The sequence below is a fragment of the Peptoniphilus ovalis genome (assembly GCF_018919265.1).
In the GTDB taxonomy this organism is placed as follows: Bacteria; Bacillota; Clostridia; order Tissierellales; family Peptoniphilaceae; genus Peptoniphilus_A; species Peptoniphilus_A ovalis.
In genome coordinates this window covers 384549-400250 of record NZ_JAHLQO010000003.1, presented here as the reverse complement: position 1 = coordinate 400250, position 15702 = coordinate 384549, and the positions used below count along the sequence as shown (strand labels likewise).

At 28.6% G+C, this 15702-nt stretch carries 20 protein-coding genes and 2 pseudogenes; 21 read left to right on the top strand and 1 reads right to left on the bottom strand.

All coding sequences use genetic code 11. From position 1 onward, the window contains the following. Positions 1–50: 50 nt before the first annotated feature. The 17 genes and pseudogenes from KQI68_RS05575 (at position 51) to KQI68_RS05500 (ending at position 9988) form a co-directional block, all read left to right on the top strand. Complete coding sequence (locus tag KQI68_RS05575; protein ID WP_216549142.1) at positions 51–224, top strand: hypothetical protein; 174 nt, start codon at positions 51–53, stop codon at positions 222–224. A 181-nt stretch (positions 225–405) separates the two neighbouring features. Next, a complete protein-coding gene (locus KQI68_RS05570; RefSeq protein WP_216549141.1) occupies positions 406–933 on the top strand; it encodes a PcfB family protein in 528 nt (175 codons plus the stop codon). Positions 934–1352: 419 nt separating this feature from the next. Then, positions 1353–2357 carry an ORF6N domain-containing protein gene (locus KQI68_RS05565; RefSeq protein ID WP_216549140.1) on the top strand — a complete coding sequence of 335 codons (1005 nt, stop codon included), beginning with the start codon at positions 1353–1355 and terminating at the stop codon, positions 2355–2357. An 86-nt stretch (positions 2358–2443) separates the two neighbouring features. Further along, positions 2444–3145 (top strand): replisome organizer, encoded by a 702-nt coding sequence (locus tag KQI68_RS05560; protein WP_216549139.1) that lies wholly within the window; start codon positions 2444–2446, stop codon positions 3143–3145. Between the two features lie 157 nt (positions 3146–3302). Beyond that, positions 3303–3488, top strand: coding sequence for a transposon-encoded TnpW family protein (locus KQI68_RS05555; protein WP_070811546.1), 186 nt, complete (start codon positions 3303–3305; stop codon positions 3486–3488). An 11-nt stretch (positions 3489–3499) separates the two neighbouring features. Then, positions 3500–4321: pseudogene (locus KQI68_RS05550) on the top strand (VirD4-like conjugal transfer protein, CD1115 family); the annotation flags it as partial. Between the two features lie 40 nt (positions 4322–4361). Next, positions 4362–4880 (top strand): ClbS/DfsB family four-helix bundle protein, encoded by a 519-nt coding sequence (locus KQI68_RS05545; RefSeq protein WP_216549138.1) that lies wholly within the window; start codon positions 4362–4364, stop codon positions 4878–4880. 13 nt (positions 4881–4893) lie between these two features. Then, positions 4894–5607 (top strand): DUF6710 family protein, encoded by a 714-nt coding sequence (locus KQI68_RS05540; protein WP_216549137.1) that lies wholly within the window; start codon positions 4894–4896, stop codon positions 5605–5607. A gap of 211 nt (positions 5608–5818) precedes the next feature. Continuing rightward, on the top strand, positions 5819–6133 hold the full coding sequence (locus KQI68_RS05535) for a single-stranded DNA-binding protein (protein ID WP_216549136.1): 315 nt from the start codon (positions 5819–5821) through the stop codon (positions 6131–6133). Between the two features lies 1 nt (position 6134). Then, a complete protein-coding gene (locus tag KQI68_RS05530; protein ID WP_004825242.1) occupies positions 6135–6293 on the top strand; it encodes a Maff2 family mobile element protein in 159 nt (52 codons plus the stop codon). 117 nt (positions 6294–6410) lie between these two features. Continuing rightward, positions 6411–6629 (top strand): helix-turn-helix domain-containing protein, encoded by a 219-nt coding sequence (locus tag KQI68_RS05525; protein WP_004830100.1) that lies wholly within the window; start codon positions 6411–6413, stop codon positions 6627–6629. 73 nt (positions 6630–6702) lie between these two features. Then, positions 6703–6822, top strand: a pseudogene (locus KQI68_RS10490) (conjugal transfer protein); the annotation flags it as partial. Positions 6823–6884: 62 nt separating this feature from the next. Continuing rightward, positions 6885–7403: a ClbS/DfsB family four-helix bundle protein gene (locus tag KQI68_RS05520; protein WP_216549135.1), complete on the top strand. Its 519-nt coding sequence runs from the start codon at positions 6885–6887 to the stop codon at positions 7401–7403. A 173-nt stretch (positions 7404–7576) separates the two neighbouring features. Next, positions 7577–7957 carry a GntR family transcriptional regulator gene (locus tag KQI68_RS05515; RefSeq protein ID WP_343221671.1) on the top strand — a complete coding sequence of 127 codons (381 nt, stop codon included), beginning with the start codon at positions 7577–7579 and terminating at the stop codon, positions 7955–7957. Next, entirely contained in the window at positions 7954–8832 is an 879-nt protein-coding gene (locus tag KQI68_RS05510; protein ID WP_216549133.1) for an ABC transporter ATP-binding protein, read from the top strand. Before KQI68_RS05515 ends, KQI68_RS05510 begins: the two co-directional genes overlap by 4 nt. 3 nt (positions 8833–8835) lie before the next feature. Next, positions 8836–9480 carry an ABC-2 transporter permease gene (locus KQI68_RS05505; RefSeq protein ID WP_216549132.1) on the top strand — a complete coding sequence of 215 codons (645 nt, stop codon included), beginning with the start codon at positions 8836–8838 and terminating at the stop codon, positions 9478–9480. A 217-nt stretch (positions 9481–9697) separates the two neighbouring features. Continuing rightward, on the top strand, positions 9698–9988 hold the full coding sequence (locus tag KQI68_RS05500) for a DUF3847 domain-containing protein (RefSeq protein ID WP_216549131.1): 291 nt from the start codon (positions 9698–9700) through the stop codon (positions 9986–9988). Between the two features lie 568 nt (positions 9989–10556). Here KQI68_RS05500 and KQI68_RS05495 read toward each other — a convergent pair. Continuing rightward, the gene (locus KQI68_RS05495) at positions 10557–11726 is read right to left on the bottom strand and encodes an IS110 family RNA-guided transposase (protein WP_216549130.1); all 1170 of its coding nucleotides are present in this window, start codon (positions 11724–11726) and stop codon (positions 10557–10559) included. Between the two features lie 286 nt (positions 11727–12012). Here KQI68_RS05495 and mobQ point away from each other — a divergent pair, with 286 nt between their 5' ends. The 4 genes from mobQ (at position 12013) to KQI68_RS05475 (ending at position 15445) form a co-directional block, all read left to right on the top strand. Continuing rightward, positions 12013–13653 (top strand): MobQ family relaxase, encoded by a 1641-nt coding sequence (gene mobQ / locus KQI68_RS05490; RefSeq protein ID WP_216549129.1) that lies wholly within the window; start codon positions 12013–12015, stop codon positions 13651–13653. 73 nt (positions 13654–13726) lie between these two features. After that, on the top strand, positions 13727–13900 hold the full coding sequence (locus KQI68_RS05485; RefSeq protein ID WP_216549128.1) for a hypothetical protein: 174 nt from the start codon (positions 13727–13729) through the stop codon (positions 13898–13900). Between the two features lie 336 nt (positions 13901–14236). Beyond that, positions 14237–15046 carry a hypothetical protein gene (locus tag KQI68_RS05480; protein WP_216549127.1) on the top strand — a complete coding sequence of 270 codons (810 nt, stop codon included), beginning with the start codon at positions 14237–14239 and terminating at the stop codon, positions 15044–15046. A gap of 12 nt (positions 15047–15058) precedes the next feature. Continuing rightward, a complete protein-coding gene (locus KQI68_RS05475; RefSeq protein WP_216549126.1) occupies positions 15059–15445 on the top strand; it encodes a hypothetical protein in 387 nt (128 codons plus the stop codon). The last annotated feature ends 257 nt before the right edge of the window (positions 15446–15702 follow it).

The window sequence follows — 15702 nt, the reverse complement described above, 5'->3', positions numbered from 1 at the left end:
AAGCTATAATATGACCAAACAACTAAAGGCAGATCTAGGAGGTAATAGAGATGAATAAAAGGCAAGAACTAATAGATGAACTCATAAAAGCAGATCAAGATGGAACATATAAAACATATAAAAGCACAGAAGAAATAAAATCAATGAACAATGAAGAAATACAGATTATATATTCCAACATGAAAAACTATCTATCAGATAAAAGAACACACATAAACTACTAAAGGTGGAAAAGCAAATAAGAGCAGAAAAACAACAAAAGGTACAAATACCAAAGAAAGCTATAAAAATATCAAAATAAAGCATTCCACCACCAACAACCAAATAAAAAGATCCAAAGGGAAGTATAGAAAAATTAAAGCCTATACTTCCCTTTTTTTCATTTAAGGAAGAAAGGAGCAAATTATGATAAACGAAGAAATAAGCAAAGAAGCAGGAAATGCAATAAAAACCATAATAAGCTACACAATAAAGGCAGCAAAAGAATCAATCAACTTAGAAAAAGAAATAAGAAAAAAGATGAATGAAACTTTAGAAAAAGCAAATGGAAACCTAAAAAGTCTTATGGGCGATGAAATGAAAATAAAAGACCTCTACAAGAAAGGACAACTAGAAAATATAAGCATAGATCAAGGCGACCTCAAAGACTTAAAAAAAGAACTAAACAAACTTGGAGTAAGTTTCTCAGTAATGAAAAACAAAGAAAGCAAAAACTATGAAATATTCTTCCAATCCAAAGACATAAAAGTAATGGAATATGCCTTTAAACAAGTTATAGCCAAAGAAAATAAAAAAGAAAAAGAAAGTATCCTAAAACAAATAAAGAAATATAAAGACCTATCCAAGAACAAGGATAGGACAAAAGAAAAAGTCAAAAGAAAAGTAAAAGAAAAAGTAAAACCAAGCAAAAAAGATATGACCAGAGAAATCTAAGGGAGTAACGAAAAGTTACACCCTTAAATAACCATAATAACAAGACTTCCGAAAAGCAGAAGTCCAGAATTCCGAAAATCGGAAATCAAGAATTTCGATTATCGAAAATCTGGGAAGGAGCAGATATGGCAACAAACAAAAGATATTATTGGATAAAGTTAAAAGAAGATACATACAAAATAAACAGAGGACATTGTCCTTAATGAGTCCAACCCATGTCCGATAAGATATAGAGAAAGATATAGAGATAGATAAAGAGAGAGAGGGAGAGATAGAAAAGATTTAATATTTTTGGTATAATTATAGAAATTAGAATTTGAAAATATGATGGATAATTGGCTTAAGAGCTATAAGCTAAATGAAATAAAGAGAAAATGGCTACAAGTTGTAGCTCCAAAAATATATAGGAGGTGAGTTTTGTGGCAGAGCAAAATAAGGAAATTGTAGTTATAGATGAAACTACAATTAAAAGTAAGATTTACTATATACGAAATCAAAAGGTTATGCTTGATTTTGAGCTTGCTGAAATATATGGGTATGAAACAAGAGCTTTTAATCAACAGGTAAAAAGAAATAGTGAAAAATTTGATGATGATTTTATGTTCCAATTAACTGATGAAGAAGTATATGAACTTTCAAGATCACAAAATGTGACCTTGAAGAGAGGAACAGGTAGAGGAAGCAATATAAAGTATAATCCATATGCCTTTACAGAACAGGGAATATATATGCTTATGACTGTATTAAGGGGAGAACTTGCTGTTAAACAGAGCAAGGCTTTAATACGAATGTTTAAGCAGATGAAAGACTTCATCATTGAAAATCAAGATTTTATCAGCTCAAAGGAATTAGTTCAAATAGCAATTCAAACCAACCAAAACACAAAAGATATTGCAGGAATAAAATCTCAAATGGCTACAAAAGAAGATTTGAAAAAGGTAATGGACAATTTTATAGACCCGGAAACATATAAACATTTCCTCTTGATGAATGGAGATAAGATAGAAGCTGATCTTGCCTATACAAAAATATATAAATCAGCAAAGAAAAGTATTTATGTTATAGATAACTATATAGGGCTTAAAACATTAGAACTTTTAAGAGCTGCAAGAGATAAGACTCAAATCATAGTCTTTAGTGATAATGTTAAAAACAAGGATATGCTTACAAAAAATATCTTAGATGATTTTAGAAAAGACTATCCTAATATAGACCTGAAACTGAAGATAGCGGGTAAAAAATACCATGATAGATATATTGCCATAGACTATGGAACGGGAAATGAAGCCTTTTATCTTTGCGGAGCATCATCAAAGGATGCAGGGAATAAGGTATCAACCATTACCAAGATAGAAGAATCTTCTAAAGATATGTACCATGGTATGTTTAGTAAGATTTTAAATAATAAAGACTTAAAAATTTAATATATGATTATGTTAAATCATAGCAATACACAAGGCGGTAGAAGTAAAAACTATCGTCTTTTTTATTTGAAGAAAGGGAGGAGAGCATGGCAGATAAAAGAATGTTTTCACTAAAGATAGTGGATAGCGACTTATTTTTGGATATGCCACTAAGTAGTCAATGCCTGTATTTTCATCTATCAATGCGAGCAGATGATGACGGGTTTGTAAATAACCCTAACAAAATCATCAAAATCATAGGAGCAAATGAAGATGACCTAAAAATACTTATTGCCAAAGGCTTTGTGATAGTCTTTGATCAGGGAATTATCGTCATTACTCATTGGAAGATAAATAACTTTATTAGAAAAGACAGATATAAGCCAACAATGTATATCGAACAGAAACAACAGCTTTATCAAACGGACAATGGAGCATATATTTCAGAAGAAAAAGTTGGTTGTCATCTGGTTAACCAAAGGTTGTCAAGTGGTCAACCCAGTATAGGTAAGGGTAGATTAGATAAGGTTAGTATAGATAAGGGGAGAGAAGAACAGTCCACCCCCATCTTTTATGGAGAATTCAAAAATGTAAGGTTAAGCAAAGAAGAATATAAAAATCTTAAAGAAAAATTAAACTCACACACAGAAATAATGATAAATAAACTATCAAGATACATGGAAAGCAGTGGTAAGACCTACCAAAACCACTATGCAACAATCTTAAAATGGTATGAAGAAGACAAAGAAAAACTAAGACAGAAAGGTTTAAATAAAAAAATGAACTATGATGTAGGAGAATCTTTATAGATAAAAAGAGGTGGAAAGCCATTATTAAAGACTTTAAGTCTAAAAAGGTATAAAAGTATGCCAAAGATAAAAAAATGTAAATATGACACTTAAAAGGCGATTAGAAAATTAAAAATCTAATCGCATTTTTTATTGCAACAAAGAGGAGGAAAAATATATGCACGAAAATAAAAATGAACAGAATACAGGAACAAAAACTATAAAGAAAATTGGTAAAGCAACCTATGAGGTTGTTGTTCACTTTAATGAAAATGCAACGGAAACAATGCAAGACAAATTAAAACGCATAATGCTTAGAGAAATGGAGAGAGAAAAACATCAAAAAGTCGATAAAAATGATTAGAAAGTCCTTGACAAGTTGTTACAGGAAAAACTGCTAAGTCAATTTTAATATCATGTGGAGCAAGACTTGCACCTTTTGATATAAGAGAACTTAGAGAATTAATGAGCGAAGATGAATTAGAACTAGATAAAATTGGAGATAGAAAAACTGCCTTGTTCGTAATAATATCAGATACAGATGATACCTTTAACTTTGTAGTTTCAATAATGTATTCTCAACTATTTAATCTACTATGTGATAAGGCAGATGATGTGTATGGTGGAAGACTTCCAATTCATGTTAGGTGTTTGCTTGATGAGTTTGCAAATATTGGCTTAATTCCTAAATTTGAGAAACTAATAGCGACAATTCGTTCAAGAGAAATATCAGCAAGCATAATATTGCAAGCACAATCTCAATTAAAAGCAATCTATAAAGACCATGCAGATACAATAGTTGGTAACTGCGACTCTACACTCTTTCTAGGAGGAAAAGAAAAAACAACAGTAAAAGAGTTATCAGAAACCTTAGGAAAAGAAACCATAGACCTATATAACACATCAGAAACAAGATCAAATCAAAAGAGCTTTGGACTAAATTATCAAAAGACTGGTAAGGAACTTATGAGCCAAGATGAAATAACTGTAATGGATGGCGGTAAGTGTATTTATCAGCTAAGAGGAGTAAGACCTTTCTTATCTGATAAGTTTGATATTACAAAGCATAAGAATTATAAGTTATTGGAAGACTATGATAAGAAGAATTTGTTTGATGTGGAAGAGTATTTGAAAAATAGGGATAAGATAAAAATAAAAAGAAACAGTATTATTACAAAATTAGAAATTAGTATCTAAGCAAATTGAAATGTAGTATAATTATATAAAGGAGATATTTATGAGGTCGTATGAAAACAAAGAAGAGTTGAAAAATGAAATTAAGAAGACTTTTGAAAAATATATTTCAGAGTTTGACAATATACCAGAAGAACTAAAAGATAAAAGACTAGAAGAAGTTGATAGGACACCAGCAGAAAATCTTGCCTATCAAGTAGGCTGGACGACTTTAGTATTAAAATGGGAAGAAGATGAGAAGAATGGACTTAAAGTTAAAACGCCATCAGATAAATTCAAATGGAATCAGCTCGGAGAATTATATCAATGGTTTACAGACACCTATGCTCATAAATCTTTAAAAGAATTAAAAGAAATACTAACAAGAAATGTAGAAGATATTTATTTAATGATAGATAAGCTTTCCGAAGAAGAACTATTTAAACCACACATGAGAAAATGGGCAGACGAAGCAACAAAAACTGCAACTTGGGAAGTTTATAAATTTATTCATGTAAATACAGTAGCCCCTTTTGGAACATTTAGAACTAAAATTAGAAAATGGAAAAAAATAGTTCTATAAGATATAAAAATCAATGAATGGAGAAATAAAGTTAATTGTGAAATGTTTAAAGAAAATATTAAATAAAAAACTAATTCATAATAATCGTACTGAAGAAATATCTAAAGAAGAGATATTTACACAATATATAAATATAATAAATAGCAAAAGTGGTTCTCAAAAAGCTGTTCTTGCTAAGAATTTAATAACTATCATAGTGGAATATTTGAATTATTATGAACTAATTCAAACTATTGAAGGTAATAACAAAAGTTTAAAGAATTGCCAAATAGAACAAATATATGGAATTCTAAGTAATAAAATGTGCCTGAATCCGATAATTAATGTTGTAGAAAACAAAAAGGATATAGATATAAATGACATTCCTATTCTAATTGATCCATGGAATAAGGATAGAGTAATTAATAACATATTATTTTTTATTGACGAAAATACTATATTTGATTGGAAGAACTCAAATGGTAACATTCAAAATTATTATATCAAGCCAATGAATATTATTATATGTAGAGGTGGAAATCACTCACAATTTGCCGCGAAAATCAAAAAACAAGGAATTACAACAATAACTGAAATCAGAGATTTTAGCAATATATATCAAAAAATTCATTTTAATGGTAAAAATTATATAGATAATAATGGGGAGATTATTACAATAGAATATAATAAAGATGAAATATTCTTTTATTCAGGATTGATTTTTGAGCTTGGTAGATACCTATTATAATTTAATATTTGCATTTATACTAAACTGAAAAAATATTTAGACGATAGAAATTAAAAACTCTATCGTCTTTTTTATACTCAAAATTAGGAGGTCAAGATGGTAAGGATAAGAAGTCCTACTAAAATAATTTAAAATAGATAACATTTAGCGATTGAAATATAAGTTCAGTCGCTTTTTTAATTGAAATTTATAGATTAAGGAGAAGAAATTAATGGATAGAGAAATGATAAATATTAATGCAAATTTAGTTAAGGAAGCTGAATTTTCTGAATTTGAAAAAGATGGGGAAAATATTCAAGTAGCAAATTTTGCTCTTGTAAAAAAATATGGAAAGGGCAAAGAATACACAAATTGCTCAGTATATGGAGAAAAGGTAGAAATTGTAAAAGAATTTCAAAAAGGAGATTTTATCCACGTATTTGGATATTTCAAAGAAAACAAAAAAGGAGATAAGGTCTACAAGAATTTTATAGTTAAATCACTAAACAAAATAGAAAATAAAGAGAAAGAAAACGAGGAGGAATAATATGGAATTTTTTACAGCTGGAGTTGGAGTTTTAAAGACACTTGTAACTGCAATTGGTGCAGGACTTGGAGCATGGGGAGTTATAAACCTAATGGAAGGTTATGGTAATGACAACCCTGGTGCTAAATCTCAAGGTATTAAGCAATTTATGGCAAAATAAGGACGGAATAACACAACAAATTCTCTAAAACAAATCACTAAATCAATGTAAGATTGAATGAAATCAATATTTATGCTATAATTAAATAAATCTAATGAAAAGAAAAAGAGGGATATTATGGCACTTAACTATAAACCATTATGGATACAGTTAGCAAAAAAAGGTTTAAAGAAAACTGATGTAATAGCTATGGCAGGGCTTACAACAAATGTTATGGCACAAATGGGCAAGGATAAACCAATTACATTTAAGAATTTAGAAAGAATATGTAAGGCTCTATCTTGCACTCCTAATGATATTATTAGTTTTGAAGATGAATTTGAACAAGAGATTTAAATTCTTATAGTTCTTTAAACTTGATTTATAAGGAATCAAAGAAAATCTTAATAAAGTTATCTAAAATTTTATTGAAATAACAGTAATGGATGGAGGCACGTGTATATACCAGATAAGAGTGGTAAGACTTTTACTATCTGATAAATTTGATATCACAAAACATAAGAATTACAAGTTACTGGAAGATTATGATTAAATATTAAGATATAATTATTTTTGGTAAAATATCTATATACAAACCATGGAGGTAGGCATATGAGGTCTTATGAAAGTAAGGAAGAATTAAAAAATGAGATTAAAAAAACTTTTGCAAAATATATTTCAGAGTTTGATAATATCCCAGAAGAATTAAAAGATAAAAGAGTAGACGAAGCTGATAGGACACCAGCAGAAAATCTTGCCTATCAAGTAGGTTGGACAGCTTTAGTATTGAAATGGGAAGAAGATGAGAAAAAAGGACTTGAAGTAAAAACACCATCAGATAAATTCAAGTGGAATCAATTAGCCGAATTATATCAATGGTTTACAGAAGCTTACGCTCATAAATCTTTAAAGGAACTAAAAGAACAATTAACAAAAAATATTGAAGATATTTATCTTATGATAGATGAGCTAACAGAAGAAGAATTATTTAAACCTCATATGAGAAAATGGGCAGATGAAGCAACAAAAACAGCAACTTGGGAAGTGTATAAATTTATTCATGTAAATACAGTAGCACCATTTGGTACATTTAGAACTAAGGTTAGAAAATGGAAGAAATTAGTACTTTAGTAACATAACTTTGACGTATATTAGAATAATTTGATTTAGACGATAGAAATTAAAACTATATCGTCTTTTTTTATACTCAAAATTGGGAAATTAAGGGGGTTGAAAAAAATTTTTATTGGTGGTATTATTAAAATAACAAGTACACATAAGTACACTTCTGGAACAGGAGGTGCATTATAAATATTGTTATAAATACCGATTCTAGCGAACCGATTTATGAACAAATCGAAAATCAGATAAAAAAACAAATTATGAATGAAGATTTGAAAACTGGAGATTCTATACCATCTATGAGAGTATTAGCTAGAAATCTTAAGGTAGCTGTAATTACAGTTCAAAAGGCTTATGAAAATTTACAAAAAGATGGATTTATTGAAACTATTCACGGAAAAGGCAGTTTTATATCAGCAAGAAATATTGAATTACAAAAAATAGAAACATATACAGAAGTGGAAGATTTAGCAAAGAAAATTGTCAAGAAAATACAATCAAGTTCTATTTCAATAGATGATTTGATAGATTTAATAAAAAAGATATATGAGGAGGGGCAATGATGGATTCATATGAAAATAAATTTGCATTAAGGGTATCTGGATTAAATAAAAAGAATAAAACAAATGATTTTTCTTTGAAAAATATAAATATTGAAGTACCTTATGGATCTATTGTAGGAAACATAGGAAGAAATGGAGCAGGAAAAAGTACTACTATTTCTTGTATACTTGGAATGTTTCAAAAAGATGAGGGAAAAGTAGAGATATTTGGTACTGAATATTGTAATCAAATAGATATTAAAAAACACATAGGTGTTGTTTTAGATGACCCTAACTATTCATTATTATTAACACCTAATGAGATAAATGAGGTAATGAAATTTAATTATAGTAATTGGGAAGAAGATAGTTTTAAAAATTATTTGAATCGATTTAATTTGCCAATAGACAAGAAAACTAAGCAATTTTCATTTGGAATGAAAAAGAAGTTATCGTTGGCTATAGCATTGTCTCATGAAACAAAACTTCTCATATTAGATGAAATTACTTCAGGGTTAGACCCAGTAAGTAGAGATGAGATTTTATGTATATTATTAGAATTTATAGAAAACCCAGAACACTCGGTATATATATCATCACATATTACAACAGATTTGGAAAAAATAGCTGATTATATAGTTTTTATGGATAATGGTAAAGTCGTGTTGAGTGAAGAAAAGGATGAATTGTTATATAACTATGGGATACTTCGTTGTACTGATACAGAACTAGAAAAAGTGGAAAAAACGGACATCATTTCATACAGGAGAGAATATGGGAGAGTAAATATTTTAGTAAAAGATATATCGAAGATAAAGAATAAGTATAAAGAATTTGTTGTGAATAAACCAAATTTTGATGAAATGTTATTAATATTAACATGGAAGGAGGACTAATATATGAAAGGTTTATTGTTAGAAATATATTATAAAAACATTAAAAACATTTTTATAATGAATGCATTTTTAATTTTAGCATGGATTCTAATAAATTTATTTGCTGACATACAAATGGTTGTTTTTGCGTATTTTGCAGTAGTAATCTTCGCTAACAGTTTGTTGATCCTTTTATCTCAAAGAAAAGATTATGATTTAAAATTATATAAATATGAATTCATGCTACCAATAAAAAGTAAAAATATAATACTATCAAAATATATAAGTCAAGTAGTTATTATTCTCTTTTCTATATTGATGTTGATTATTTTGAATTATATATCAATTTATCTAGGTAAGCATTATTTTGATTATGGAGCTTCAGACTTAATATCTTTGTTAAATGTTCTATTAGGTCTTATTTTGCAATTAGTATCAATCTTCTACTTAGCCATGTACTTTATTGATTTAGAGAAAGGTGATTTGTGGATGGTTTTAGGCTTAATTGGCTCTATAATGCTAGTATCAATAGAAATATTTGCATTAAATAGGCTTGGATTTTCTAAGTCAGGTGGAAATGTTGCACTTTGTGTAATATATTTGATAATATTTCTAATGTCTTTTGCATTGAACTCAAAAAAAATGGAAAATCTAAAATTAGATATTTAGGATGAATGATGATATATCTGTATTAGATATAGAAATAACAAGTATAATAAGTGATTATATTAAGATTCAGAGTTGCTGAAACTAAAATATGGTCTTGTGGTAAGGATATAAAAACTTATTAAATTAGAAAAATGTTAAAACATTAAATGATGAATATCCTAGGCGATAGAAAATAAAAACTCTATCGTCTTTTTTTATTGTAAGAAAGGAATTATATATGAAAAATTTAGACAAAATTAGACAAGAGTCAAAAGAAATAAAAGATAAAATTGATGATACAGAAGAAAGATTAAGGCAATTAAAAAATCAAGAAAATAAGATATTAAAACAAGACATAGTAAAAAGAAGAAAAGAAAGAACTCATAGGCTAATAACAAGAGGAGCAATCTTAGAAAGCCTTATAGAAAACGCAGAAGAACTAACAGATGAAGAAATAAAAATCCTACTAGAAGAAGCAACAAAGACAAAAGAATTTAAAGAAACAATAAGAATAATAAGAGGAAATTAATAAAAATAAAATAACAAAATCTCCCTTAGATTTTCTAAGGGCGCAATTATACACCCTAAAGGGTGCTTGCGTGTCTTTAGAGCCAAACCCTTGCAGGGAGCAACAACCATTCGCTTTTTAAAAGTCAAGGGTAAATAAACTCGCTAACGCTCGCCCTTGACTTTTAAAATTTGAAATGAAAGTAACAATTAAGCCGACATACTGAAACAACAAAAATTAATTCAGTAGTCGGCTTTTTCTATTTTATCATTTCAAAACGCTCATTCACAAAGAGGATATACAACTCTATTAAGCCTCCACCTAAAACAACAAAGAAAGAAAGACTAACTATAAAAAGTCAAGATGTAAAATGAAAAAATATAGGAATTGATATAGATAAAAACTGAATAAAAATAGGCACAACAAAAAGACCTAATATTTAATAAATTTTAAATATGGGATTCATAAGGTTTTTGCTCGTGAAATTGTAATTTTCTCAAAAGAACCTGCAAATGATAAAGGCTAAGCACGAGCAAAGATAGTCATTTACAGAACCTTTATCAAAAATTTGTAAACAGTTAAGCAAAAACTAACTTTGTTGTTGATATGGTTCATTCTTAGTAAGAACAGCAAAAATAGTATGACAAAGCTTTCTAGCAACAGCATTGGTTGCAACTAGATGATGCTTTCCCTCTGTAATTTTCTTTTGATAATAAGCTGAGAAAATAGGATCACAAAATTCAGCTCTAAGAGCGGATTGAAAAAGAGCACGCCTTAAGTAAGGAGAACCTCTTTTACTCATATGATTGTAAGTAGATTCATATTCTCCAGACTGAGAAACGCTAGCATCCAAACCAGCATAAGCGACAAGTTTAGAAGGATTAGAAAATCTATTAACATCACCAATTTCACCTAATATAGTAGCTGCATTAACAGAACCTATACCTGGAATAGTAGTAATTGGAGAATTAAGTTTTCCAAGTAAAACCTCAATTTCATTCTCAACATCAGAAACCTGATTTTGAATAAAAGAAATTTGCTCAATAAGCATTTTGATTTGAAGACTAAATGAGTCCAGGCAGAAATTAATACCAAAAGAAGAAGAAGCCTTTTTAGAAAGCTCATCAATCTTCTTAGAAGCATAGTTTTTCTTAGAAACAGATTCAAGAAAAGTACTCAAATCATCAGAATTAATATCCTCAAAATCAGAAGGAGTAGAGAAATTTGAAAGAATTTCTTTAGAAGTCTTACCAAAAATGTTGCTAAAAGAAGAAGCATATTCAGGGAAAACTTGGTCTAAAAGTGCAATAGTTTTTCTTTTAAGATCGCCAATTGAAGAAATAAGGTAGGACCTAAATCTGGAAAGATTTCTCAAAGACAAATAATCTTCATTAGAAAGTGAAGTCTCAACGAAATCTCCATATCTAAGAAGATCAGCTATTAAAAGAGAATCAATAATATCAGTTTTTCTCTTTCTGATTTCTATACCAGATCTCCAACCGTCAGTTTGGACAGGGTTGATAACACGAACAGTGAAGTTCTTTTCACAAAGAAACGAGTATAAACTTAGCCAATAATGACCAGTGGCTTCCATACCTATTTCAAGTTCATTTTTGAAAGCTTCTAGTTTAAGGATTAAACTCTCAGCACCATTAATGGAATTTGGAAAAGAAAAAGCCTTAAAAATAACTTTTTTCTTGTCATCAACTAATGAAGCAACATGAGTATTTTTACCAATATCGATACCTAAATAAAACATTTGAAACCTCATAAAAAGTATTTTAGATAGACACCTCAAAATCTAATAACGTTACTGCCTTATGGTATATACGAAGTACCCTGAAAGGGTCAACATCTAACTTATTCGTAAACGGTTAAAAGATTAGAGGACTCACTCTTTCAAGTACGAGATTAAATCTCAAGGAAGTGACGAGTACACTCTATCTAATAACAATATTATACAGTAAAACTGAATAATACTTAGTCGATAAAGGATTATAGGTTACCTTTAACAACCTAAATACATTATATAAGGAAGTGATAAAATGGCAGACAGTTTTCATTTTTCAGTAAACATAATATCAAGAGGAAAAGGGAAAAGTGCAGTAGCAAGTGCAGCATATATAAGTGGAGAAAAAATAAAAAATGAATGGGACGGAGTAACCCATGACTATACAAGAAAAGGAAAAGTATTAGCAAAAAATATAATATTACCTGATCATATACCAAAAGAATTTAACGATAGGTCTACCTTATGGAATAAAGTAGAAATGGCAGAAAAAAATTCTAATGCACAACTAGCAAGACAATTCATAATAGGACTACCAAAAGAATTAACTTTAAGTGAAAATAAAAACCTAGTTGAAAGATTTATAAAAGAAAATCTAACATCACAAGGAATGATAGTAGATTATGCAATTCATGATGAGAGTCAAGATAAAAATGGAAATATCCATTGTCATATAATGACCATAATGCGACCCATAAACGAAAAAGGAGAGTTCTTAGCAAAGTCAAAAAAAGAATATATCCTAAATGAAAAAGGAGAGAAGATTTTAAACAAAAATGGAAAACCAAAGACAAGAAAAGTAGAACTAACAACCTGGAATGATAAGGGAAATGTAGAAAAATGGAGAGAAAATTTTTCAGACCTTTGCAATGAATATCTAGCAAGAAACAAGATAGAAAGAAGAGTAGACCATAGGAGTTTTAAAAGACAAAATTCAGATTATTTACCGACAATCCACTTAGGATCAGCAGCAAGTGCAATGGAAAGAAAGGGAATAGAAACTGACAAGGGAAACTATAATAGAGAAATAAGAAAATATAATAACCTTGTAAAAACAATAAAAGAAGAGATAAAAACATTAAAGGGTTGGATAGGAAATTTATTAGATAACTTGTCTACTGCTTATGAAAAATTTAAGGATATAGAAAGAGATAAGGTAATAGACAACCCTAAACTTTTCAATCTAACAAATTATCTATTAACTTATTCAGAAATTCAAAAAGAAAAAAGCAAATATCTAAAAGGATATGCAAAAACAAATAAAGAAAAATATGACTTCAAAAAGCTAACGAGTGCATATAGTTATTTAAGAAAGAATAACATAGAAACCATAGGTCAGTTACAAACAAAAATAGAAACATTAAAGTCTAATAGTTACAAACTAAATAAAAAAGCAAAGACAATCCATAAAGAAATGGAAGATGTAGAAAAGAAAATTCTATACTATGAAATCTACAAAGCCAAAAAAGGAGTTTATGAAGAATATCAAAAGAAAAATATATTCACAAAAGACACCTTTTATAATAAACATAAGAAAGACATAGACCAATATAAAGTAGTAAGTGGGAAATTAAAAAAACTCCTATCAGATAAGGAAAAACTAAGTCCTAAAAAATGGAATGAAGAAAAAAATCTTTTAATGGTAAATCTTGAAGAAATAAATAAAGAAAAAGACAAGATAAAAGATGAATACCAGGAAATTAATCATATAAAATATTCAGTAGATTTTGTAAATAAAGAACTTGGCATAGACTTATCCATAGAAATAGATAAGCTAATAAAACAAGGAGAAAAACCAAGTGTAATAGCACAGATTAAAAAATTCCAAGACCAAGTCAATAAAGATAATGAATACAGAGAAAGTATGAAAAACAAGAAAATGGATCAAGAAAGATAAGTCCTGGTAAAAATATCTTATCCAAGCTATAATATGACCAAGAAAATAAAGACCGTTTTAGGAGGTAATAGAGATGAATAAAAGGCAAGAGCTAATAGATGAACTCATAAAAGCAGATGAAGATGGAACATACAAAACATATAAAAGCACAGAAGAAATAAAAGCGCTGAACAATGAAGAAGTGCAGATATTATATTCCAACATGAAAAACTATCTATCAGACAAAAGAACACACACAAACTACTAAAGGTGGAAAGGTAAAATGAAAGCAGACAAAGGTTAATTTATGATGGGTGTTTCAAGAAAATACTGGTCAATTTAACAAACCAACTGGCAAGTTATCCTTTATACTTTATATTGCTTTAGAAAAGAAATTTTAGGAGATTTTCTATTTTTAGATAAACATTGTTAAACTAAAAATCTCCTAATAGTAAATCATATAGTTTATTGAAGGGAGATTTTACATTTGAGTAATAGACCAGCTATTAAATGTCAATAAAAATTAAAAAAAGAATGTGATTATTAATACTAGATTAATTAAAAATTAGGTTGTATAGTATCAAAAAAACACTTGGAGGATATTATGAAAATAATACAACGATTTACGGCACTTATGCTATCTGTGATGATGCTTGCAACTTCTTATGCACCAGTAATAGCGAGTTCACAAAATTTAGATAGCTATTTAGTAGATGATACTAATACTGAATCAATACTATACACTGAAGAACAGCTGAGTGATATAAATTATGCTTTTTATTCAGCAGATGAAGATGAGCTTATTTATAATGATGAAGGAATTCAAACCAGGAGTCTATGGGATGTTTTAGATGTAGTTATGGCTGGTTTTAGCTGGGCAACTTTTTTAAATGATCCTAGTTTTGGAAATTTTGGTTGGGCAGTTCTGGATACAGCAGCATTATTACCATTTTTACCATCAAGCGCATACTTTAGACAAGGTGGAAAAATGGTTCCTAAAATGGATGAAGTTCTAAAATTTGCGAACAAAAGTTCAAAAAATAAAAGTATAGTAAAAAGAGCTATTAAAAAAATATCATCTTCTAAAGCAATTAGCTTGATTAGAAAAGTTGCAAAAGGGTATAACTTAGGAGATGATGTATTTAGAAACCACATTTTATATAGGCATGGTTTCAACAGTAAAGTAAAAGGAACATCAAAGTTTATTAAAAATTTCGACATAAAAAATGCGATAAAGAGAACTCTAACAGATGGAACTGCTACTGTAAGTGCAAATTCAAATAACAGATATGGATATGTATTTATTAAAAACTTTTATTCTAAGATTGGAACTGATCATGGTAAATCTTTAAATAGGCTAAAAGTAGTTATAAATAACAGAGGTCATGTTGTAACAGCATATCCTATAAAATAAAAAGGAGATATTATGGCTCTGGTAATAGTATCAGCAAAAAATATTAATGAAGCTAACGAGAAAAGTATAAATAAAAAAGATAAAAAATCATATATTATTGAGGATGAGGGTTTACAGGATTTCTTTTTTGAGTATAAAGATAGCTTTAGTTACTATGATATATACTATAAATTAGAACCATACGGAACATCAAAAATTGATAACTCTGATATTGTATATATAAAAGAGTTTGCAGAATCAGTAATGAATTTTATAGAAACAAATACTGAATTAGAAAATGAAAGTATAGAAAAATTTAATGTATCCTTATCTAAAGTTAAAAGATATATTAAAAAATTAATTAAGCTAACTCAATATGCAATAATATATAGTGATAACCTAATTGGGTTAGGTGACTAGTAGATAAAGGAAAAGATATGTAAATGAAGCTGATTGCTAGTATAACTAGTCGTCAGTTTTTTTATGTAGGTAATTATATAGTTTGAAAAAACAAATCCAAGTATCCAGATAAAATAGCAGATTACATTGTAGGATCAATTGTAATTTAACATATAATAAAATATTATCCTAAAACAAATAAAGAAATACAGATAATATATTCCAACATGAAAAACTATCTATCAGACAAAAGAACACACATAAACTACTAAAGGTGG

Coding starts and splice junctions, on each gene's coding strand:
- KQI68_RS05525 (WP_004830100.1), top strand. CDS start 6,411: ATGGCACTTAACTATAAACCATTATGGATACAGTTAGCAAAAAAAGGT.
- KQI68_RS05500 (WP_216549131.1), top strand. CDS start 9,698: ATGAAAAATTTAGACAAAATTAGACAAGAGTCAAAAGAAATAAAAGAT.
- KQI68_RS05535 (WP_216549136.1), top strand. CDS start 5,819: ATGGATAGAGAAATGATAAATATTAATGCAAATTTAGTTAAGGAAGCT.
- KQI68_RS05510 (WP_216549133.1), top strand. CDS start 7,954: ATGATGGATTCATATGAAAATAAATTTGCATTAAGGGTATCTGGATTA.
- KQI68_RS05570 (WP_216549141.1), top strand. CDS start 406: ATGATAAACGAAGAAATAAGCAAAGAAGCAGGAAATGCAATAAAAACC.
- KQI68_RS05495 (WP_216549130.1), bottom strand. CDS start 11,726: ATGTTTTATTTAGGTATCGATATTGGTAAAAATACTCATGTTGCTTCA.
- KQI68_RS05540 (WP_216549137.1), top strand. CDS start 4,894: ATGAATGGAGAAATAAAGTTAATTGTGAAATGTTTAAAGAAAATATTA.
- KQI68_RS05545 (WP_216549138.1), top strand. CDS start 4,362: ATGAGGTCGTATGAAAACAAAGAAGAGTTGAAAAATGAAATTAAGAAG.
- KQI68_RS05560 (WP_216549139.1), top strand. CDS start 2,444: ATGGCAGATAAAAGAATGTTTTCACTAAAGATAGTGGATAGCGACTTA.
- KQI68_RS05480 (WP_216549127.1), top strand. CDS start 14,237: ATGAAAATAATACAACGATTTACGGCACTTATGCTATCTGTGATGATG.
- KQI68_RS05485 (WP_216549128.1), top strand. CDS start 13,727: ATGAATAAAAGGCAAGAGCTAATAGATGAACTCATAAAAGCAGATGAA.
- KQI68_RS05575 (WP_216549142.1), top strand. CDS start 51: ATGAATAAAAGGCAAGAACTAATAGATGAACTCATAAAAGCAGATCAA.
- KQI68_RS05520 (WP_216549135.1), top strand. CDS start 6,885: ATGAGGTCTTATGAAAGTAAGGAAGAATTAAAAAATGAGATTAAAAAA.
- KQI68_RS05505 (WP_216549132.1), top strand. CDS start 8,836: ATGAAAGGTTTATTGTTAGAAATATATTATAAAAACATTAAAAACATT.
- KQI68_RS05555 (WP_070811546.1), top strand. CDS start 3,303: ATGCACGAAAATAAAAATGAACAGAATACAGGAACAAAAACTATAAAG.
- mobQ (WP_216549129.1), top strand. CDS start 12,013: ATGGCAGACAGTTTTCATTTTTCAGTAAACATAATATCAAGAGGAAAA.
- KQI68_RS05475 (WP_216549126.1), top strand. CDS start 15,059: ATGGCTCTGGTAATAGTATCAGCAAAAAATATTAATGAAGCTAACGAG.
- KQI68_RS05530 (WP_004825242.1), top strand. CDS start 6,135: ATGGAATTTTTTACAGCTGGAGTTGGAGTTTTAAAGACACTTGTAACT.